Origin of the sequence: Kineococcus sp. G2 (genome assembly GCF_037154035.1) — a bacterium.
Taxonomy (GTDB): Bacteria; Actinomycetota; Actinomycetes; order Actinomycetales; family Kineococcaceae; genus Kineococcus.
This window is the reverse complement of the sequence record NZ_JBBBEM010000062.1, coordinates 26,227-46,006: the sequence shown is the minus strand read 5'-3', so window position 1 is coordinate 46,006 and position 19,780 is coordinate 26,227. Positions and strand designations below refer to the sequence as shown.

Genomic DNA, 19,780 nt, shown 5'->3' with positions numbered 1-19,780 from the left:
GGTGGCGGTGGCCGCCCCGTTCGCGGTGCTCGTGGTGTCGTTCTTGCGGCCGAACCAGGCCATGGTGGTCTCCCCAGGTCGTTGAGTGTTCAACTTCTAGGTCGACCATAGCCCCTCTTTCCTTCAAAGCGCAACTACCTGCGCCCACCCTCCCCCTCGGTGATCAAGGAAGTGGCAACTTCCTTGATCACCGAGGGGGGTGGGGTGCTGCGGGGAGGGGTGAGGATGGGGTGGTGAGCACCGAGACGCCCTCCTCGTCCCGCCCGGCCGCGGTGAGCACCGCGTTCCCGGCCACCACCCGCGGTGGTTCCCCGCGCGTGGTCGTCGTCGGCGGGGGTGTCCTGGGCATCTCGACGGCCGCCCACCTGGCCCGCGCCGGCGCTCGCGTCGACCTGGTCACCGAGGCGAGCATCGCCTCCGGCGCCAGCGGGCGCTCCCTGTCGTGGCTGAACTCCGCCGGCGCGCGCAGCGACGCCTACCACCGGCTGCGCACCGTGGGCATCGACCGCTACCGCACGTTCGCCGTCCGCACGGGCCTGCACGACCGGGTCCGCTTCGACGGCGGGCTGACGTGGGCCGGACCGGGCGAGAGCCACCGCGAGCGGCACGCGCACGAGCTCTCGACCGGCTACGACTCGGTGTGGCTGGCGCCCGACGAGGTCGCCGCGTGGGCGCCGGGCGTGGACGTCACCGCCGTCGCCGAGGAGGGGGCGGTGTTCAACCCCGGCGAGGGGTGGGTGGACCTGCCGCTGCTGGTCGAGGCGCTGCTGGAGCAGGTGCGCGCCGCCGGCGGTGAGGTGCACACCGGCGTCGGCCGTGCCCGCCCCGTGGTCTCGGGCGACCGGGTGAGCGGGGTCGAGACCGCCTCCGGGCGCACCTTCGGGACCGACGCGGTGGTGTGGGCGACGGGTGCGCGGGTACCGCGCGACCTGGCCGCCCTGGGCGTGGAACTGCCCGACGCCTCCCCCGTCGCGCTGCTGCTGGAGACGCAGCGGATCGACCACCCGCTGCGCGCGGTCCTGAACACCCCGCGGGTGGCGATCCGCCCCACCCCGCACGGCACGTTCGTGCTGGACTCCGCCTGGTCGGAGGAGGAGGTCGTCGTGCGCGGCGAGGGTGACTACGCGGTGGCGGCCTCGACGGTCGACGGGCTGCTCGCGGAGGCGTCGCGGGTGCTGGCGGGGAACCCGCGGCTGGAGGTGACGCGCCGGGGCGTCGGCCCGAAACCGATCCCGGGCGACGGCGAGCCCGTCGCGGGCGAGGTGCCCGGCGTGGCGGGCCTGCACGTGCTGTTCACCCACAGCGGCGCGACCCTCGGGCTGGTCCTGGGCGAGTTCACCGCCCGCGAGGTGCTGGGCGAGCGCGTTCCGCTGCTGGAGCCGTTCCGCCCGGACCGGTTCGCGGCCACCACGCGCTGAGGGGTGCCGGAGCGGAGCGCTCCAAGCCGTGGAGCGGGCTCACCGCACCGCGGACCTCGCAGCGTCGACGAGCTCCTGCGCACGCCGCAGGACGGCGGTGCGGGTCGTGCGCGCGCTCACGTCGGCGTTCCCGCAGGAGCAGTTCGGAGAGGGACAGGCCGACGAGGACGCGGCCGTCCTCACGCAGGCTCGCGACGAGCGGCTGGTCCTGGCGCACGGCTTCGGCGAACTGGTGGTCGGTGACCTGCACGAACTGCACCGCGTTCCCCGTGAGGGCTTCCAGTTCCGATCCGGTCCTGTGCACCTGCTCCCCCCAGGCCCCGTCCGGGTCCACACCGTGGCTGCGCACCAGCAGCAGGTCGACGTCGCTGTCGGGGCCGGCCAGGACGTGATCGGGGTTCAGGCGGTACAGGACGGCTGGTCCGGTGTCCTCCGCGAGCAGGAGCCCGTGCTCGACGAGGCGGTGCAGGCAGGACCGGGTCCGGGCGTGGGAGCGACCGGCGAGGCGAGCGACCGCCGCACCGCTCAGCGGCCGTCGAGCACGGCTGAGCGCGAGCAGGACGTCGGCGTCCACGGTCTGCGCGACGGTGCGCAGCGGATTGGTCAGGTCCGCGGATCACCTCTCGGCACAGCGATAAGTGGGGTCCCTCGGAATCGACGGCGGTGGTCCTGCCGGACCTCACCCGCCAGCGGTCCCCGCCCGGAGCACCGCGCCGGTGCGCGCCGCGCACGGCTGCACCCGCACCTCCTGCGGCACGTCCCGCGGGGTGAAGGAGGTGCAGGCGAACGTGAAGGGGCGCGACTCGTCCAGCCACAGGTGCAGCGCGTTGCCGGTGAAGGCGGACTCGCGCACCGTCCACGGCGCGCAGTCGCTGGTGACGAGCGCCGTGTCGTTGGCGGCGAACGCGCTGCGCTCGACGAGGAAACCCGGGCGGTGGCACAGCAGGCCGATGTGGTTGTGCCGCAGGAGGGTGCGCCGCAGCGTGACCGGCCCGCCCGGTTCGCCCGTCTGGACGGCGACGCCGGTGAAGTTCTCCTCGACGCGGGAGCGGTCGACGACGAGGGTCCCCTGCGCGGTGGCGCCGGTGTTGCTGCCCCGCAGCAGGGAGGTGGTGACGTACAGGGAACTGCCCTCGCCCACGGCCGCACCCACGCCGTCCGCCTCCAGCCGCACGTCCCGCACGGCCGCGGTGGCACCGCGCGCCACGACGTCGATCCCGACGTCCCAGCCGTCGACGCGGCCGTCGCGGACCGTGGCGCCGCGGGCCCGCACGGAGATCCCGTGCGCGGCGGAGGAGCGGCCCGTGACGAGGCCGGGGCCGGTGACCGCGTGGCCGTCGAGGTCGACGTCGACCCCGTCGGCGGCCACGACGAGACCGCCCGGACCGTCGCACCGCAGGTCGGCGGCCAGGCGCACGTCGGCGGTGAGCACCTCCCCGCAGCGCACCCGGCGCGCGGGCGGTTCCGCCGTCACCGCGTGGACCACGCCCGCCGCGGCGACGGTGAGCACGGCGGCCGCGAGCACCCCGGCCCGGGTGCCGCCGCGGCGGGCCGGTGCGTTCAGGCGGTGACCCGCAGCGGGGTCACCGTCTCGTCGTCGTCCTCCGCCGCCGCGCGCGGCGAGGGGTGCTCGACGAGCGCGATGACGCGCGCCGCCATGAACCGGGCGGTCCGCACGGCAGTGCCGCCCCGGGTCACCTCCGTGACCTCCACGAGGCCGCGGCCGTGCGCGACCTCCACGCGACGGCCCGCGCGGGTCGCCGCCACCTCGTAGGTCCGGGTGTCGCCGCCGGCGTCGACGACGACCTCCACGCGATCGCCCTTCACAGGTGCCTCCTGGCTGGGGAACGGCGGCAGAGCACCGCCACTCCTCTCAACGCCGCGGGGCCGCCCCCGCTTCCCCGTTCGCCGCTCAAGTCGCGGCGCTGATCGGCCGACACCGGGTGGGTCGGCCGGGACCCCGCGCCGCCCACCACCTTCCGTGAAGGACGCCGTCGTGAGCACTCCCCCCGCCGCTGCGGTCTCCGGCTCCGCGGCCGCCCGCCACCACGTCACCGTGCACGGCCGCCCCGACGGCCCGGTGGTGCTGCTCGTGCACGGGTTCGGATCGGACCAGCAGGTGTGGCGGCCGCTGCTGCCGGCGTTCACCGGTGAGCACCGCGTCGTGCTCGTCGACCAGGCCGGTGCCGGACGGTTCGACGCCGGCACCTACGACCGCGAGCGGTACTCCACCCTCGACGGGTACGCCGACGACCTCGTGGACGTGTGCGAGGAGCTGGACCTGCGGGACGTCGTCGTCGTCGCGCACAGCGTCAGCTCGATGATCGCCGCGCGCGCCGCCCTGCGCGCCCCGGAGCGGTTCCGGCAGCTCGTCATGCTCGCCCCGTCGGCGCGGTACACCGACGACCCCGCGACCGGCTACGACGGCGGGTTCTCCACCGAGGACGTCGAGGAGCTGCTGGCCTCCCTGGACCACAACTACCTGGCGTGGACCGCGGCCGTCGGGCCGATGATCATGGGGAACCCGGACCGTCCGGAGCTGGGTGAGGAGTTCGCCGGATCGTTCCGCCGGCTGCACCCCGGCACCGCGCGCGACTTCGCCCGGGCCACGTTCCTCGCCGACTCCCGCGAGCTGCTCACCCGCGTGCAGGTCCCGACGCTGGTCCTGCAGTGCCGCGACGACGCCCTCGCCCCGGAGTCGGCGACCCGGGAGGTCGCCGCACGGCTGCCGCGCGCGACGCTGGTGGACCTGGACGCGTCCGGGCACTGCCCCCACGTCAGCGCGCCCGCGGAGACGGCGTCGGTGGTCCTGGCGCACCTGCCCGGCCGCCCGTGACGGCCGTCGACACCCCCACCTCCTCACCCGCCGAGGGCCTCCCCGGCGGTTTCGAGGCGCTGTTCGAGAACGCCCCCTGCGGGTACCTGACGACGACGGACGGCGGGGTGGTCACCCGCGTCAACGAGACGTTCCTGACCTGGTCGGGGCACCGGCGCGAGGACCTGGTGGGTTCGGCGTTCGGGCGCCTGCTGCCGGTGGGCGACCGGATCCTGTGGTCGACGCACTCCGCGCCGCAGCTCGGCACCACCGGGGGCGTCAGCGAGGTCGTCGTCGAGGTCGTCGCCGCCGACCGTTCCCGCCTGCCCGCCCTCGTCACCGCCACCCGCGTCCCCGCGCGGGGCGGGGCGGAGGCGGAGGTGCGGATCGTGGTGTTCAGCGCCCCGGAGCGGCGCGCCCACGAGCAGGAGCTGATCGCGGCGCTGCACCGCGTGGAGGAGGCCGACGACCGCCGCGCCGCCGCGGAAGCGGACGCGCGCCGGCGCGCGCTGGAGGACCCGCTCACCGGGTTGCCGAACCGCGCCGGGCTGACCGGGCACCTGGCGTCGGCGCTGGCCGGGCCGGGTTCTCCCGTGGCGGTGCTGGTGGTGGACCTGGACCACTTCACCGTCGTGAACGAGAGCCTGGGGACGCCCGCTGGTGACGAGCTGCTGGTGACGGTGGCGCAGCGGTTGCGCACGTCGGTGCGCGAGTCCGCCACGGTGGCGCGGTTGTCCGCGGACGAGTTCGTGGTGGTGGACCGCTGCGACGCCGACGGTGCCCGGGAACTGGCCGAACGGCTCCTGGAACCGCTGACCGCCCCGGTCGTCCTCGACGGCCTGGAGGTCGTCGTCTCCGCCAGCATCGGTGCCGTGGTCGCCGCGCCGGGACCGGGTTCGGCGGAGCGGGCGCTGCACGACGCCGGGGTGGCGATGCACCGCGCGAAGGCCCGCGGCCGCGGCCGCGTCGAGGTGCACGACCCGCACCGCACCGACGCGACCGTGGACCGGCTGCGCCTGCTGGGGGAGCTGCGCCGCGGCATCGCCGACGGTGAGCTCCGGGTGCACTACCAGCCGCGGGTCGCCGTGCACGACGGTTCCGTCGCGGGCGTGGAGGCGCTGGTGCGCTGGCAGCACCCGGTGCGCGGCCTGCTGGCCCCGGTGGAGTTCATCGACCTGGCCGAGCAGTCCGGCCTGGTGCGCGAGCTCGGTGCGCGGGTCCTCGACACGGCGGTGGAGCAGGCGGCCCGCTGGGCCCGCGACCCGGGAACCCCCGCGATCGAGGTGGCGGTGAACCTGTCCACCCGGCAGCTCACCGACCCCGGGCTCGTGGGTTCCGTGACGGCGACGCTGAACCGCCACGGCCTGGACCCGCACCTGCTGGTCCTGGAGGTCACCGAGACCGCGCTGGTGAACGACCCCGAGGCCGCCGCGGCGACGCTGGCCGCGTTGAAGGACCTCGGTGTCGGCATCGCCGTGGACGACTTCGGCACCGGGTACGCGAGCCTGACGTACCTGCAGCGCTTCCCCGTCGACGAGCTGAAGATCGACCGCTCGTTCGTCACCGGCCTGGGCGTGAACGACGGCGACACGGCGATCGTGCGCACCTGCGTGCAGCTCGCCCACGGCGTCGGGGTCCGCGCCGTCGCGGAGGGCGTGGAGACGCGGGCGCAGCTCGACGCCCTGGCGGCGATGGGGTGCGACTACGTGCAGGGGTACTTCTTCTCGCGGCCGCTGACGGTTCAGGCGCTTCAGGAGTGGGTGCGCTCGCGCTGAACCCCGGGCGGAACCGGGCGGGGTGGTGGCCCGGTTCAGGGTGCGGTGACGAGCGGCGCGATCCGCCGCACCGCCTCGCGCAGCCCGTCGGGGGTGCTCGCCGCGTAGCCGAGGACCAGCCCGGGTGGCCCCGGCCGCACCCGGTGCCACGACAGCGGATGCACGAGGACCCCCGCCTCGGCGGCGCGGGAAGCGATCCGCACGTCCGCGCCGGGTTCCGCGTGCGGCAGCGTCACGAGCAGGTGCAGGCCCGCCGCGATCCCCTGCACCCGCGCACCGGGCAGGTGCCGGTGCAGCGCCGCCAGGAGCGCGTCGCGCCGGAGTCGCTGACGGGTGCGGACCCGGCGCACGTGCCGTTCCAGCTCACCGGTGGCGATGAGCTCGGCGAGCACCAGTTGCGGCAGGGCGGGGTTGCCGAGGTCGGCGGCGTGCTTGGCCGCCACCAGGTCCGCCCGCAACCGGTGCGGTGCGACGAGCCAGCCGATCCGTGCACCGGGCGCCAGGGTCTTCGAGGTGCTGCCGGTGTGGGCGACGTGCTCGGGGGCGGAGGCGTGCAGCGCCGGCACGGGCGCGTGGTCGTAGCGGTGCTCGGCGTCGTAGTCGTCCTCGACGACGAGGTTCCCGGCACGGGCCCACCGCAGGAGTTCGCGGCGGCGGTGCGGGGCGAGCACCACCCCGGTGGGGAACTGGTGCGCGGGGGTGAGCAGCACCGTTCCGGCACCGCTGGCGGCGAGCGCGTCGACCCGCACGCCGTCGGCGTCGACCGGGACGGGTTCCGGCTGCAGACCCCAGTGCGCGAGCTGGTCGCGGGCGCCGCGCGAACCCGGGTCCTCCACGCCGATGCGCGTCTGCCCCCGGCCGCGCAGGACCTGCGCGAGCAGTGCGAGGGACTGCGCCACCCCGGTGACCACGACGACGTCCTCGGCGCCGACGCGCAACCCGCGGGTGCGGGCGAGCCACCCGGCCAGTTCCGCGCGCAGGCGCGGGTGGCCGCGCGGATCGCCGTAGCCGAGGTCGGCGGTGGTGGCACCGCGCAGCACGGCGCGCTCGGCCCGCAGCCACGCGGCGCGCGGGAACGCCGACACGTCGGGGAGCCCGGGCGCGAGGTTGAACTCGGTGCCGGAGCCCGCCAGCGGCAACCGGGCGGGTTGCGCGGGGAGCTCCCGGCCTGCGGGAGGTACGGCCGGGACCGGGTTCTGCGGGACGGCACCGCCCAGCACCCGCGTCGCCGACCCGGTGCGCGCGGCGACGAGCCCTTCGTCGGCCAGGCGCCGGTACACCTCGACGACCACGCCGCGCGAGACGCCGAGGTCCGCGGCGAGCACCCGCGTCGACGGCAGCGCGGTGCCCGCCGCGAGCCGGCCGTCGGCGACCGCCTCCCGCAACCGCCGCACCAGTTCCTCGGTGATCCGCCCGCGCGGGACGGCGCGCACGTCCAGCGACAGGAAGTCCGAACCCGCCCCGTCCACCACCGCTCCGCTCACCGGCCGGCTCGACCACCGGTCCACTCGACCCGATCGCGATCGGACCTGTCGAGAGGTCCACCGCGCGGCCAGCATCCCACCCGTGACCGCTCCCGCCCACGCTCCCCACCCGGAACCCGACACCCGGGGAACCGCCGGGCGCCGGCCCGCGCGCCGGTGGCCCGCGGTGCTCGCCGGGGCGACCGCGATGGCGCTGGTCGGCAGCAGCGCCGCCGTCTCCGGCGCGCTGGGGGACGCGCCGCTGTGGACGGTGCAGGCCGTGCGCTACGCCGCCGCGTCCGCGCTGCTGCTCGCCGCGGCCCGTGCCGTCGGGCGCCGCCCGCACCGTCCCCGCGGGCGCGAGTGGGCGTGGCTGGCGGCGGTGTGCGCGGCCGGGCTGGTGCTGTTCAACGTGGCGCTGGTGCGGGGCGCTCAGCACGCCGAACCCGCCGTCCTCGGCGTCGCGGTGGCGAGCGTGCCGCTGCTGCTGGCCGTGCTGGGCCCGCTGCTGGAGGGCCGCCGTCCGCGGGCCCGCGCCGTGGTGGCGGCCGCCGTCGTCACCGCCGGGGCGGCGCTGGTGCAGGGGTTCGGCCGCAGCGACAGCGCCGGGCTGGCGTGGGCGCTCGTGGTGCTCGCCTGCGAGGCGGCCTTCACGCTGCTGGCCGTCCCGGTGCTGCGCCGGCACGGCGCGTGGGGCGTGTCCGTGCACACCACGTGGATGGCGGCGCTCGGCTTCGGCGCCCTCGCGGTGCTCGTCGACGAGCCGGGCGCCGTCCTGGGGCTCACCACCGCGGACCTGCTCGCCACCGCGCACCTCGCCGTCGGCGTCACCGCGGTGGCGTTCGTGCTCTGGTACTCCGCCGTCCGGCGCCTCGGCGCGGGCGGCGCCGGGCTGCTCACCGGGGTGGCGCCGGTGGCGGCCGCGGGCGGCGGGGTGCTGCTGGGCGGGCCGGTGCCCGGGGTGCTCGTGTGGGCCGGGGTGGTCGTGGTTGTCGGTGGCCTCGTGCTGGACCTCGCGACCGCGGCACCCGCCGTCGGCGAGGACCCGGCTCCCCACCCGCGCGGACGACGTAGGGTCGATGGCGATCCTCGAGCACGGGAGGCCGGATGAGCGGGACCGCACGCCCCTTCGCGCACCTGGCCGCCGAGAACGCCTCCACCTACCGCGCCGTGCTGGGCGTCTTCGCCGAGGCCCGTGAGCGCTACGCGCTGCACCTGCGCCCGGAGGACGTGCACACCGAGCTGGACCGCACCGGGAGCAGTCCCGGCCAGGAGGCGGTGGAGAGCGCCCTGACCCAGCTGGTCGGCTGGGGCAACCTGCGCGCCGATCCGGACACGGGGCGGGTGACGAGCGTGGAGGACTTTCACCGCGCCCGCTACCTCTACCAGCTCACCCCCGCCGGTCAGGCCGCCGAGCGGGCGCTGGTGGTGTACGAGGAGGCGCTGGGCCGGCGCGGTGCGCTGCAGGCGGTGGCGCTGGAGGACATCGCCGAGCACCTGCGCGCCCTGGTCGTGCTGCTGCGCGAGGACGCGACGGACGTGGCGCGCGCCGCGCACCTGCTGGCGGCGCTGATGCAGCGACTGGAGTCGTTGGCGCAGAACGCCTCGGAGTTCCTGGCGTCGATGCAGCGTTCCATCGACCTGCAGGACGCCGACACGGACGCGTTCGTCGCGTACAAGGACCGGCTGATCGAGTACCTGGAGCGCTTCGTCTCGGACCTGGTCACCACGGGTTCGGAGATCAGCGGCCTCGTCGCCACCGCGGAGGACGCCGGGGTGCGGGACCTGCTGGACGCGGTGGCGGCGCGCGAGGCCGCGGACCTGGCGCCGGGCGAGGGTACGGACGCCGATCTCCAGCGCGCCCGGGAGGTGAACCGGGTGCACGAGGCGTGGCACCGGCGCTGGCGCGGACTGCACGGGTGGTTCGTCGGCTCGCGCGAGACGCCCAGCCAGAAGGACCTGCTGCGCGGGCGGGCCCGTTCCGCGGTTCCGCAACTGCTGCGCGCGGTCACGACCCTCAACGAGCGCCGCTCGGGCCGTTCCGACCGCTCGGCGGACTTCCGCCGGCTGGCGCTGTGGTTCGCGCAGGCTCCCGACGACGAAGCGCGGCACCGCCTGTGGCGCAGCGCCTTCGCCCTGGCGCCCGCCCGGCACCTCAGCATCGACGGCGAGACGCTCACCGCGAGGGAGGCCGACCCGTCGCGCACCGTCCTGCCGTGGGCGCAGGCCGAGCCGCTGCGCATCAGCCCGCAGTTCCGCCGCACCGGCCACCACGAGCGCCGCGGGCGCCCCGCTCGCGTGGAGGACCGTTCGGCGCGGCGGCGGCACCTGCTGCAGCTGGCCGCCGCCGAGCACGAGCAGCTGCTGGCGGCGCGCGCGGAACTGCTGACGTCCGGTGAACGGCGCCTGTCGGACCTGCCGGAACTGTCCGGCGCGGCGTTCCCCGTGTTCCTGGACCTGCTGGGCCGGGCGGTCGCCGCGCGCCGACCCGGCGAGGCGGGTGCCGTGAGCGAGGTGACGTCGGCGGACGGTTCGCTGCGGGTGCGGCTGACCCTGCTGCCGGGAGCGGGCGTCGTCGCGGTGCGCACCGAGCACGGCACGCTGCACCTGCCGGACGGCCTCGTCGAGATCGCCGAAGCCGCTGCGGGGCCTGCCCCGGGGACGGCGCCGGTGTGAGCGGGCCGCTGCTGGACCGCCTGGAGGCGGAACGGGTCCACGAGCAGCGCCGCGCGGCGCGCGCCCTGCTGCGCCGGCCCCTGCTGGGCCCGACGGAGGACGAGTTCCCCCTGGTGCGCCGGCACGCCGACGTCCTGCGCGCGTGGTTCGAGGTGAACACCGGCTGGCGCCTGATCGTGGACCCGGAACTGGCCCGCCTGGAGAAGGTTCCCGCCGACCCCGGCGACGGCACCCGCCCGCTGCTGGACGGGCAGAAGCGGCCGTTCTCCCGGCGCCGGTACGTGCTGCTCTGCCTGGCGCTGGCGGTGCTGTCCCGCTCCGAGGCGCAGGTCACCCTGGGCGTGCTGGCCGACGAGGTGCTGCTGCAGGCCGCGGACCCCGACCTCGCCGCGACCGGGGTGGAGTTCTCCCTGCAGACGGCCGAGGAGCGCCGCGACCTGGCGGCCGTCGCGCGGACCCTGCTGGAGATGGGCGTGGTCCGGCGCGTCAGCGGTGACGAGGAGACGTTCGTGCGCGCCACCGGGGACGTGCTGTACGACGTGGACCGGCGCGTCCTGGCGAGCCTGCTCGCCGCCGAGCGCGGACCCTCCACCGTTCCCGCCACCGACCCCGGAGAACGGCTCGAGGCGCTGATCGCGGCACCGCCACCGCTGACGGAGGAGGCCCGCACCCGCGCGGTGCGGCACCGTCTGACCCGCCGGTTGCTGGACGACCCGGTGCTGCTGCACACCGACCTCGACGCCGAGGAGGCCGCGTACCTGACGAGCCAGCGCACAGCCCTGTGCCGGCGGATCGAGGAGTTCACCGGGCTGGTGGCGGAGGTGCGCGCGGAGGGCATCGCGATGGTCGATCCGGCGGACGAGCTCACCGACCTGCGCATGCCCGAGGACGGCACCGGCGGTCACGTCGCCCTGCTGGTGGCGGAGCTGCTCACAGCGCGCGACCCGGAGCCGGTCTCCCTGGACGGACTGCGCCGGCACGTGCACCGGCTCGCGCAGGAGAACCGCCCGAACTGGCGCAAGGGCTCGGCCGACCCCGGCGCGGAGATCGCCCTGGTGGCCGACGCCGTCGACCGCCTCGCGGCACTGCGCCTGGTGCGGGTGGTGCCGGGCGCGGTGAGCGCCCTGCCGCCGCTGCACCGCTACGCCCTGCGCGGTCCCGTTCCCCCGCCCCCCGCTCCTCCGGAGGAACCGTGAACCCCGCACCGCCCCGACCGTCGCGCTCACGATGGCAGCCGCTGCGCGCGGGCCTGGTGGACCTGTACCACTACGACCTCGAGGAGTTCTGGTTCCACGACGGCCGGTTGCTGCTGCGCGGCAACAACGGCGCCGGCAAGTCGAAGGTGCTGGCGCTGACGCTGCCGTTCCTGCTGGACGCGGACCTGTCCGCGCACCGGGTGGAGCCGGACGGCGACCGCGGCAAGCGCATGGAGTGGAACCTGCTGCTCGGCGGGGCGCACCCGCACACCGAGCGCACCGGGTACACCTGGCTGGAACTGGGGCGGGTCCGCGCGGACGGCACCGAGGAGTTCCGCACTCTGGGGTGCGGCATGAAGGCCGTCACCGGCAGGGGCGTCGCCCGGCACTGGTTCTTCTCCACCACCGCGCGCTGCGGGGAGGACCTGCACCTGGTGGACCGCACCGGCACGGCACTGCCGCGCGACCGGCTCGTCGACGCCCTCGGCGCGTCGGGCACCGTGTTCGACTCGCGAGGTGCGTACCGCCGTCACGTCGACGAGACGTTCTTCCGACTGGGGGAGGACCGCTACGGCGCCCTGGTGGACCTGCTGATCCAGTTGCGCCAGCCGCAGCTGACCAAGCGCCCCGACGAGCGGGCGCTGTCGGCGGCGCTCACCGAGGCGCTGCCGCCGGTGGACGCGGGGGTGCTCGCCGACGTCGCCGAGGCGTTCCGCACCCTCGACGACGACCGGAACGACCTGCGGGCGGTGCTGGAGGCGCGCGACGCGGCCGCCGCGTTCGAGGACCACTACCGCCGCTACGCCCGGGCCGCGGCGAAGCGCCGCACGCGTGAACTGCTCACCGCTCACTCGCGCTACGAGCGGCACGGCCGCGACCTGCGCCGCGCCGCGACCGACCGCGAGGAGGCCGACGCGCGGCTGGTGGCCGCTGAGCGCGACCTGCACGAGATGCAGCGGCAGCGCACGCGCCTGGACGAGGAGCACCGCGTCCTCGCCGGTGACACCCGCATCAGCGAACTGGCCGAGGCGGAGAACTCCGCGCGGCTGGCGGCGACCGCGGCCGCCGACGCCCGGCGCACCGCGCAGGCCACCGCGGCGAGCTCCACGTCGTCCCGGGCCCGGCTGGACGAGCGGGAGGGCACCGATCAGCGTGCCCGCGCGGAACTGGCCGCCGCCGACGAGGCGCTGCGCACTGCGGCCACGGACGCCGGCGTTCCCCGCCACCCGGGAACCCCCGACCCCGCGGCCGGGGACGTCGACGCGGAGGCGCACCACGCCGTGCTGCTGGAGGTGGCGCAGCGGCGGCGCACCGAGGCCGAGCACGTGCGCGTGCTGCTGCGGGAACTGGACGCGGCGCGCGCACGGGTCGCCGCCGGGCAGGCCGAGCACGACCGGGCCACCGCGCACGCCGACGCCGCCGCCGCCCGCGCCACCGAGGCGCAGGACGCGGTCGAGGCGGCCGCCACCGCCCACCTGGACGCGGCCCGCGCCGCCCTGGAGACCGCCACCGAGCTCGTCCTCGACGACCCCGCCGGCGTCCTGGACGAGACGCGGTGGTGGACGGCGACGCTGGACGGGCGCTCCCCGCTGGGGATCGCCGCGGACACCGCTCACGAGCGTGCCGCGCGGGAACTGGCGGCGGCACGGGCTGCGGCGGAACTGCACGTGCGCGACCTCACCGGCCGCGTCCGCGACCTGCGCGCGGAACGGGAGCGGTTGCTGGCCGGGGAGGGCACCGCACCGGACGTCCCCCGCACCCGTCCCGCGGACCGGCGCCACCGGCCGGGAGCACCGTTGTGGCAGGTCGTCGACTTCGCGCCGGACCTGCCCGAGGGCGAGCGGGCCGGGCTGGAGGCGGCCCTGGAGGCCGCCGGCCTGCTCGACGCCTGGATCTGCCCGGACGCCTCGCTGCGCACCGCCCCGGACGGCGACGTGCTGCTCACGGCCGGTGCCGTGGTGGCCGGGGACAGCCTGCTGGGGGTGCTCGTGCCGGCCGTGGACCGCGCCGACGCGCAGGCCGCGACCTTGAGCGACGACGTCGTGGCCGCCGCGCTCGCCGGCATCGCCCGGGGTTCCGCGGACGGCGCGGGCACCGCCGTCGGGGTGGACGGGTCGTTCCGCCTCGGCGTGCTCACGGGCCGGTGGGGGAAGCACCGGGCGGAGTTCGTCGGGCGCGGCGCCCGGGAGAGCGCCCGGCGCGAGCGCCTGGCCGCCGTGGACGCGGAACTGGCCGCGCTCGCCGTCGAGGTCGCTGACGCGCAGGCCGAGGCTGTGCGGATCGACCGGCGCGGCGACGTGCTGGCCGCGGAACGCCGTGCGCTGCCCGACGAGGCACCCCTGCACGCCGCGCACGCCACCCGGACCTCCACGGAGGGCGAGGCGCGGCGAGCCGCCGAGGCGGTCACCCGGGCCGGTGACGCGCTGGAACGGGCCGTCGCGGTCGTGCGGGAGGCCGAGCTGCGCGCTGCCGGGGAGGCTCGCGACGTGCGGCTGGTACCGGAACGCACCGCGGTGGAGGCGGTGCTGTCCGCGGTCGCGGAGTTCCGCGAACGCGCCGGCGACCTGCGGTCCCGGCTGCGGGAGGCGGGGCGCGCCCACGCGGAACTGGTGCGCGCCCGCGCCGAGGCGCAGCGGGCCGCGGACGAGGCGGAACGGGCCGCCGCCGTGCAGCGGGAGCGGGAGCAGGCCGGTGCGGCGACACAGGCCCGGCTGGAAGCGTTGCGCAGCACCACGGGCGCGGAGGTCGCGGACCTGCAGCGCCGCCTCGGGGAGGTGCGCGCGGCCCTGGAGGCCCTGGCCGGGCAGCTCACGGCGGCGGACGCGGAACGGTCCACCGCCACGCTCGCCCTCGGTGCGGCACGCGGCCGTCACGAGCAGCTGACCGGCCAGTCGGCGCAGGCGGAGGCCGACCGGGACGCCGCCGTGGCGGCCCTGCAGCGGTTCACCGGCACCGGTGTCGTCGCCGCGACCGGCGCAGGCGTCGACGCCCCCGGCCGGGAGGCGCCGTGGGCGGCGAGCCCGGCGGTGCAGTTCGCCCGCCGCCTGGACACCGCGATCCCCGAGGAGCTCGACGAGAAGGAGTTCGAGCGCGCCCAGGCGGCCGTCGGCGCGGAGGTGAAGAAGCTCAACGACACCCTGGCGCGCCGCGGGAACTCCGCGCTGCTGTCCGTGGCGGAGGGCGCCGTCGTGGTGGAGGTGCGCTTCGCCGGCCGCTCCACCACCGTGCACGAGCTGCGCACCGACCTGGACGCCGACGCCGGGCAGCGGCAGCGGTTGCTGGACGCCCGCGAGCGGGAGGTGCTGGAGAACCACCTCGTCGCGGAGGTCGCCGCGCAGCTGCAGGAGCTCATCCGCACCGCCGAGCAGCACGTGCTGCAGATGAACGCCGAACTGGAGCAGCGGCCCACCAGCACGGGGATGCGGCTGCGGATGCAGTGGCTGCCGGTGGAGGACGGTCCCGCGGGCCTGGCAGAGGCGCGGCGCCGGTTGCTGCGGCAGAGCGCCGACGCCTGGTCGGCGGAGGACCGCACCGCCGTGGGGGAGTTCCTGCAGCGCCGCATCCAGGCGGTGCGCCAGGACAGCACCGCGGGGACGTGGCTGGAGCACCTGACGACCGCGCTGGACTACCGGCACTGGCACCGGTTCGCCGTGCAGCGGCACCAGAACGGCCAGTGGCGCCCGGCCAGCGGCCCGGCATCCGGCGGGGAGCGCGTCCTCGCCGCGAGCGTGCCGCTGTTCGCCGCCGCCTCCGCGCACTACCGCTCCGCGGGGAACCCGCACGCCCCGCGCATCATCACCCTGGACGAGGCGTTCGCCGGCGTCGACGACACCGCCCGCGCCGACTACCTGGGTCTGCTCGCCGAGTTCGACCTGGACGTGGTGATGACCAGCGAACGGGAGTGGGCCTGCTACCCGCAGGTCCCCGGCATCGGCATCTGCCAGCTCTCCCGGCGGGAGGGGATCGACGCAGTGCTGGTGACGTCGTTCCGCTGGGACGGCCGCGCCCGTGAGCAACTGCCCCGTCCCACGACACCGGCCGTCGCCCCGGCACCCCGCACGCACCCCGGGGTCGAGCAGGACGACTTGTTCTCGTGAACGTCCCCGGCGACGCGCGGTTGCGGTCCCTGCTGGGCGGCGCGGAGACGGCGTGGCTGCGGCGGCGGGTGCGCGAACGGCTGAGTTCGGGCAAACCCTTGGCGGGGACCGCGTCGCTGCGCGAGCCCACCGCTGCGGAGCGTTCCGCGGCGGAGCGGTTGCTGGGGCGAGCACCGCGGAACTCCGGTGGGTTGTCGGTGCGGCTGGCGGACGTCGACGCGGTGCTGCGCGGCAGCGGCGCCTGGCCAGAGGGGCTGGCGTCGGCGGTGCAGCACCTCGACGGCCCGGTGGTGGTGCGCGCCGATGCCGCAGCCGCGGCACGGCAGGCGTGGGCAGGACTGGTCCGCCCACTGGATGACCTGGTGGAGCGCGAGGCCCGGTGGGGGCCGTGGTGGTCGTCGGTGCGCAGCGCACCGTCCCTGCGGCGGGCGCTGAACGGCGCGGACGACCCCGCCCGCCTCGTCGCGGACCTGCGCGCGGTGCTGGCCGCGCTGCCCTCGTCCGGCGAGGCGCTGGGTTCCCTCGCCCAGCGCGCGGTGCGCGATCCGCACGGCCTGGACGCCGGTCCCCTGGCGGGACTGGTGCTGTCCGCGGCGGCAACGCTGACCGGTTCCCCCTCCCCCACCTCGGCAGCGGACCGGCGTGCGGTGTGGGCGGGTGTGGGCGTCGCGCTGGACGACGTCTCCTCGACGGTCCTGGTCGCCGGCCTGCCCGGGGGGAGCACCGCCACGGGCTGCGCGCTGGAGGCGTTCCGGGCCGCCGGGTTGCCGACGGTCCTCACCCTGCGGCACCTGACCGCGGAACCTGCGGAGTTCCCGGTGGCCGGGCGGGTGGTGCACGCGTGCGAGAACCCCGTCGTGCTCAGCGCCGCCCTGGAGCGGTTCGGTGCGCGCACTCCCTCGCTGGTGTGCCTGGCGGGGCGGCCGAGCGCCGCCGGGGTCTTCCTGGTGCGTTCGCTGCTCGCCTCGGGCGCGATGCTGCGCTACCACGGCGACCTGGATCGGGGCGGGTTGTCGATCGCCGCCTCGGTGATCGCGATGGGCGCGCAACCGTGGCGGCTCGGCGTGGACGACTACCGCCGTGCCGTCCGCTCGGCGGGCCGGCCGCTGCGCGGGAACCCGGTGGCGACGCCGTGGGACCCGGAACTGTCCGCCGAGGTGGAGCGCACCGGCCTCGGCGTGGACGAGGAGGCCGTGCTGGAGGAACTCCTCACCGACCTCGCCACCCACCTCCCTCAGTGATCAAGGAAGTTGCCACTCCCTTGATCACCGAGGGGCGGGGTGGGTCGTGGACACCCGACGCGCACCTACCCTGGGCGCATGCCCCGACGGCCCCCGGACGACGACCCGAACGCCGACCCGAACACCGATCTGCCACCGGCCGTGCGTGACGCCCTGCTGAACGGCTCGCTCGCGGACAAGGCCGCCGCGGTGAGGGGCCTGTTGTTCCCCGGGCTGTTCCCCACCCCCCAGCCCACCCTGCTGCCACCGCGGCCCGAGGTGGTGACGTACCGGGTCCGGGTCGACCTCGACGACGTCCGCCCGCCGATCTGGCGCCGCCTCGAGGTGTCCTCGGACCTGCTCCTGGACGCCTTCCACGACGTGCTGCAGACCGCGATGGGCTGGACGAACAGCCACCTGCACGCGTTCCGCCGCCGGTTGACCGGCCCCGCCGACCGCTTCGAACCGCAACTGCTCACCGCGTTCGACGTCGCCGAGGGCGAGCAGGGCGCAGCGGAGGCGGACGTGCGCCTCGACCAGGTGCTCGGCGAACCCGGCGACCGATTGCTGTACACGTACGACTTCGGTGACGGCTGGGACCACACGATCAAGCTGGAGGCCGTCACCCCCGCCCGCGACGACCCGCGGCCGCGCTGCGTGGCGGGCCGGCGGGCGTGCCCACCGGAGGACTGCGGCGGGCCGTGGGGCTACCAGTCGCTGCTGGACCTGCGTGCGGAGCAGCAGGCGGGCCGGGCCCTGGACGAGGACGACCGCGAGCGCCTGGCGTACTACGGGCTGGGCGACCCGGAAGGCTTCTCGGTGCAGGAGACCGACGAGGCGCTCGCCGCCGGGCCGGCCGGGCCGCTGTTCCCCGACGACGTCACCGGCGGGGTGGACGCCACCGGGGTGCCCGCCGCGCTCGTGGCGGTCCTGCCGCGGATCTCCCCGGACCTCGCCGAGCGCCTCGTCGCCCTCGCCCGCGAGGCGTTGCCGCACCAGCACCTCACCGGGGTTCCGCAGGAGGGGACCGCCGCCCGGCAGACCGCGGGGATCCGCTGGCTGCTGGACCAGGTCGGCGACGACGGCATCGTCCTCACGCAGGCCGGGTACCTGCCGCCGGCCGTGGTCGCCGCGGCGTTCGACGTGCTGACCATCGACCGGATCTGGCGCGGGCGCGGCGCGAAACCCCGCGAGGCCGACGCCGTGCCGCTCGTGATCCTGCGCTCGGCGCTGCAGGGCAGCGGGTTGCTCCGGAAGAACCGTGGCCGGTTGCTCCTGACAGCGGCGGCGAAGAAGGTCCGCCACGACCCGCTCGCCCTGCTGCGGCACCTGGCCGACAGGCTGCCCGCCGGTTCCGCCGAGTACGAGCGGGTCGCCGGCCTGGTCCTGCTGCTGGGGGTCGCGGCAGGCCGCCCGGTGCACGCCCAGCGGGACGTCGCGCTCGCCGTGGAGGTCTTGCACGAACTCGGGTGGGCACGCACCGACGGGCCGCTGCGCAGCGCCGACGTGTACGAGGCCGGCCGGATGACGGCCGAGGTCCTCGTCCAGCTGGGTGCCGCGACGACGGCGCCGGTGGCGGGGACCGGCGCACAACCACCCGAGGTGGTGGCGCTGGCCCGGCTGGCCCTGACGGGCGGCTGATCCGGGGAGCTCCGTCGCACGCGTCCCTCGACGTGCACCCGCAGGTGCTACCCCGGCAGGTCCCAGTAGGCCCGGGGGTCTCGGGCGGACTGACCGTTCCAGCGGATGACGCCCCGCTCGCGCATCTCGGCGAGCTTCTTGACCGCGGTCGGGCGCGTGCGCCCCATGACCTCGGCGAGGTCGCGCGTCCCCAACCGTCCCGCCTCCCGCAACGCCGTGACGACCAGGCGGGTCTCCTCCGGCAGCCGGTCGTCGCCGGGCTGTGCACCGAGGTCGGCGGACAGCGTCAGCCGGACGCTGCCCTCCGTCTGCCGGTAGAGGGGCGGCTGGAGACCTGCGAGGCGCATCTCGTCGAACATGCGGCGGATCCCCTCGCCGAACTCCTGCCCGAAGGCCAGATCCGCGCACACCCGGGCGATGCGGGGGTTGCGCGCGAAGCGGTGCAGGGACAGCGGGTCCCGAAGGTCGGCGAGCCCGGGGAACCGGCCGGGGCTCTCGACCTCGATGCGGTCGTCGAAGACGTCCACGTGCACGTGGTCGCTCTGCAGGCTGTAGGACCGGTGCACGACGGCGTTCACGACGGCCTCCAGCCAGGCGTCCTCGGGAACGGCTGGGACGTCCTCGAAGCGCCCGCCCCTGGCCAGCGCCCGACGGCGGGGCTGGACCTGCCGGACGTGGTCGAAGACCTCGGCCAGCAGCCGCGGCAGGGCTCCCTCGAACCGCCGGTCCGAGACGACCTGCTGACGCGCACCCGTCCCGCGCTCACGGCCGGCGAACCGTGTGGCCCGGACGTGGGCGTTGGGCAGTTCGCTACCGGGGTGCCGCCCGAAGAGCAGGAGGCCGGCGACGGTGAGGCGCCCGTCGCGCGCCAGCCCGCGCGCCGCGAGCAGGCCCTGCCAGTGCGGGTGCCCGACGCGGGTGGCGTACTCCTCCGCGGCTTCGACGTCGACGGCAGCGGTGTCGTCGAGGCGGATCAGGGTGAGTTCGGACTCGAAGCCGGCCTGCCTGCGGTCGAAGAACAGCTCACGCCGCTGCACGTAGGTGAGCCGTCGCGTCTCGTCGCCGAGCCGGAGGTACACGTCGTCCCTCGTGGTGGCGTGCACGTCGTCCCCGGGGCTGACGTCCACGACGAGGAGGTGGTCGTCGCGGCCGCCGTCGGTGCGGCACGGCACCAGACGCGTGTGGACGCGGGCGGGCGGCTGGACGTGCTGCACGTGGACCTGCTGCAGCTCGTTGCGGTGCCTCGGGTCTGCGTCGGTGCCCTCGACCCGGCCGTCGTGGACACCGACGACGATCGTGCCGCCCTCGGCGTTGGCGAAGGCGACGACCGCCTGGCTCAGCTTCGCCGGGCTCACGCGGGCGCTCTTGCGCTCGAACCACTGGTCTTCCGGGAGCACGCTCAGAGCGCGACCGACGTCCTCGAGGGGCGACGCCAGGGCACGGTCGACGTCCACTCGCTCCATGCATCTACTCTAACAT

Annotated in this window: 14 protein-coding genes; 9 read left to right on the top strand and 5 right to left on the bottom strand. The window is 76.1% G+C overall.

Translation table 11 applies throughout. From position 1 onward, the window contains the following. The first annotated feature begins 272 nt into the window (after window positions 1-272). Window positions 273-1,418, top strand: a complete 1,146-nt coding sequence (locus V9U69_RS10545; RefSeq protein ID WP_442907722.1) for an NAD(P)/FAD-dependent oxidoreductase — start codon at window positions 273-275, stop codon at window positions 1,416-1,418. On the opposite strand, the gene V9U69_RS19315 is transcribed toward V9U69_RS10545, so the two are convergent. The 3 genes from V9U69_RS19315 to V9U69_RS10535 all read right to left on the bottom strand — a co-directional run bounded on the left by V9U69_RS19315 (window position 1,336) and on the right by V9U69_RS10535 (window position 3,245). Beyond that, complete coding sequence (locus V9U69_RS19315) at window positions 1,336-1,992, bottom strand: helix-turn-helix domain-containing protein (RefSeq protein ID WP_442907719.1); 657 nt, start codon at window positions 1,990-1,992, stop codon at window positions 1,336-1,338. The two genes, V9U69_RS10545 and V9U69_RS19315, sit on opposite strands and share 83 nt — an antisense overlap. Before the next feature lie 105 nt (window positions 1,993-2,097). Further along, a complete protein-coding gene (locus tag V9U69_RS10540) occupies window positions 2,098-2,943 on the bottom strand; it encodes a hypothetical protein (protein ID WP_337061726.1) in 846 nt (281 codons plus the stop codon). 35 nt (window positions 2,944-2,978) lie between these two features. Next, window positions 2,979-3,245, bottom strand: coding sequence for a hypothetical protein (locus V9U69_RS10535; protein ID WP_337061725.1), 267 nt, complete (start codon window positions 3,243-3,245; stop codon window positions 2,979-2,981). A gap of 169 nt (window positions 3,246-3,414) precedes the next feature. On the opposite strand from V9U69_RS10535, the gene V9U69_RS10530 reads away from it, so the two are divergent. Together V9U69_RS10530 and V9U69_RS10525 are read left to right on the top strand one after the other, a co-directional pair. Beyond that, the gene (locus V9U69_RS10530) at window positions 3,415-4,254 is read left to right on the top strand and encodes an alpha/beta fold hydrolase (RefSeq protein ID WP_337061723.1); all 840 of its coding nucleotides are present in this window, start codon (window positions 3,415-3,417) and stop codon (window positions 4,252-4,254) included. After that, window positions 4,251-6,008 (top strand): putative bifunctional diguanylate cyclase/phosphodiesterase, encoded by a 1,758-nt coding sequence (locus tag V9U69_RS10525; protein ID WP_337061721.1) that lies wholly within the window; start codon window positions 4,251-4,253, stop codon window positions 6,006-6,008. Before V9U69_RS10530 ends, V9U69_RS10525 begins: the two co-directional genes overlap by 4 nt. Window positions 6,009-6,043: 35 nt before the next feature. Here the strand turns inward: V9U69_RS10525 and pdxR are convergent, their stop codons facing one another. After that, window positions 6,044-7,567, bottom strand: a complete 1,524-nt coding sequence (gene pdxR / locus V9U69_RS10520) for a MocR-like pyridoxine biosynthesis transcription factor PdxR (RefSeq protein ID WP_442907718.1) — start codon at window positions 7,565-7,567, stop codon at window positions 6,044-6,046. Window positions 7,568-7,679: 112 nt separating this feature from the next. Here pdxR and V9U69_RS10515 point away from each other — a divergent pair, with 112 nt between their 5' ends. From V9U69_RS10515 to V9U69_RS10490, 6 genes are all read left to right on the top strand, one after another. After that, the gene (locus tag V9U69_RS10515) at window positions 7,680-8,582 is read left to right on the top strand and encodes an EamA family transporter (RefSeq protein WP_442907721.1); all 903 of its coding nucleotides are present in this window, start codon (window positions 7,680-7,682) and stop codon (window positions 8,580-8,582) included. Further along, window positions 8,579-10,147: a TIGR02677 family protein gene (locus V9U69_RS10510; protein WP_337061718.1), complete on the top strand. Its 1,569-nt coding sequence runs from the start codon at window positions 8,579-8,581 to the stop codon at window positions 10,145-10,147. The genes V9U69_RS10515 and V9U69_RS10510 overlap by 4 nt, the downstream gene beginning before the upstream one ends. Further along, entirely contained in the window at window positions 10,144-11,343 is a 1,200-nt protein-coding gene (locus V9U69_RS10505) for a TIGR02678 family protein (RefSeq protein WP_337061717.1), read from the top strand. The genes V9U69_RS10510 and V9U69_RS10505 overlap by 4 nt, the downstream gene beginning before the upstream one ends. Then, the gene (locus V9U69_RS10500) at window positions 11,340-15,440 is read left to right on the top strand and encodes a TIGR02680 family protein (protein ID WP_337061715.1); all 4,101 of its coding nucleotides are present in this window, start codon (window positions 11,340-11,342) and stop codon (window positions 15,438-15,440) included. The genes V9U69_RS10505 and V9U69_RS10500 overlap by 4 nt, the downstream gene beginning before the upstream one ends. Continuing rightward, entirely contained in the window at window positions 15,437-16,681 is a 1,245-nt protein-coding gene (locus V9U69_RS10495; protein WP_337061713.1) for a TIGR02679 family protein, read from the top strand. Before V9U69_RS10500 ends, V9U69_RS10495 begins: the two co-directional genes overlap by 4 nt. A 78-nt stretch (window positions 16,682-16,759) precedes the next feature. Further along, on the top strand, window positions 16,760-18,301 hold the full coding sequence (locus tag V9U69_RS10490; RefSeq protein ID WP_337061711.1) for a plasmid pRiA4b ORF-3 family protein: 1,542 nt from the start codon (window positions 16,760-16,762) through the stop codon (window positions 18,299-18,301). A gap of 47 nt (window positions 18,302-18,348) precedes the next feature. On the opposite strand, the gene V9U69_RS10485 is transcribed toward V9U69_RS10490, so the two are convergent. Next, window positions 18,349-19,764: an ATP-binding protein gene (locus V9U69_RS10485; RefSeq protein ID WP_337061710.1), complete on the bottom strand. Its 1,416-nt coding sequence runs from the start codon at window positions 19,762-19,764 to the stop codon at window positions 18,349-18,351. Window positions 19,765-19,780: the final 16 nt, after the last annotated feature.

Bases quoted from the DNA above. Each gene is read 5' to 3' on its own strand.
- pdxR (WP_442907718.1), bottom strand. From the start codon at position 7,567: ATGCTGGCCGCGCGGTGGACCTCTCGACAGGTCCGATCGCGATCGGGT.
- V9U69_RS10515 (WP_442907721.1), top strand. From the start codon at position 7,680: ATGGCGCTGGTCGGCAGCAGCGCCGCCGTCTCCGGCGCGCTGGGGGAC.
- V9U69_RS10510 (WP_337061718.1), top strand. From the start codon at position 8,579: ATGAGCGGGACCGCACGCCCCTTCGCGCACCTGGCCGCCGAGAACGCC.
- V9U69_RS10490 (WP_337061711.1), top strand. From the start codon at position 16,760: ATGCCCCGACGGCCCCCGGACGACGACCCGAACGCCGACCCGAACACC.
- V9U69_RS10485 (WP_337061710.1), bottom strand. From the start codon at position 19,764: ATGGAGCGAGTGGACGTCGACCGTGCCCTGGCGTCGCCCCTCGAGGAC.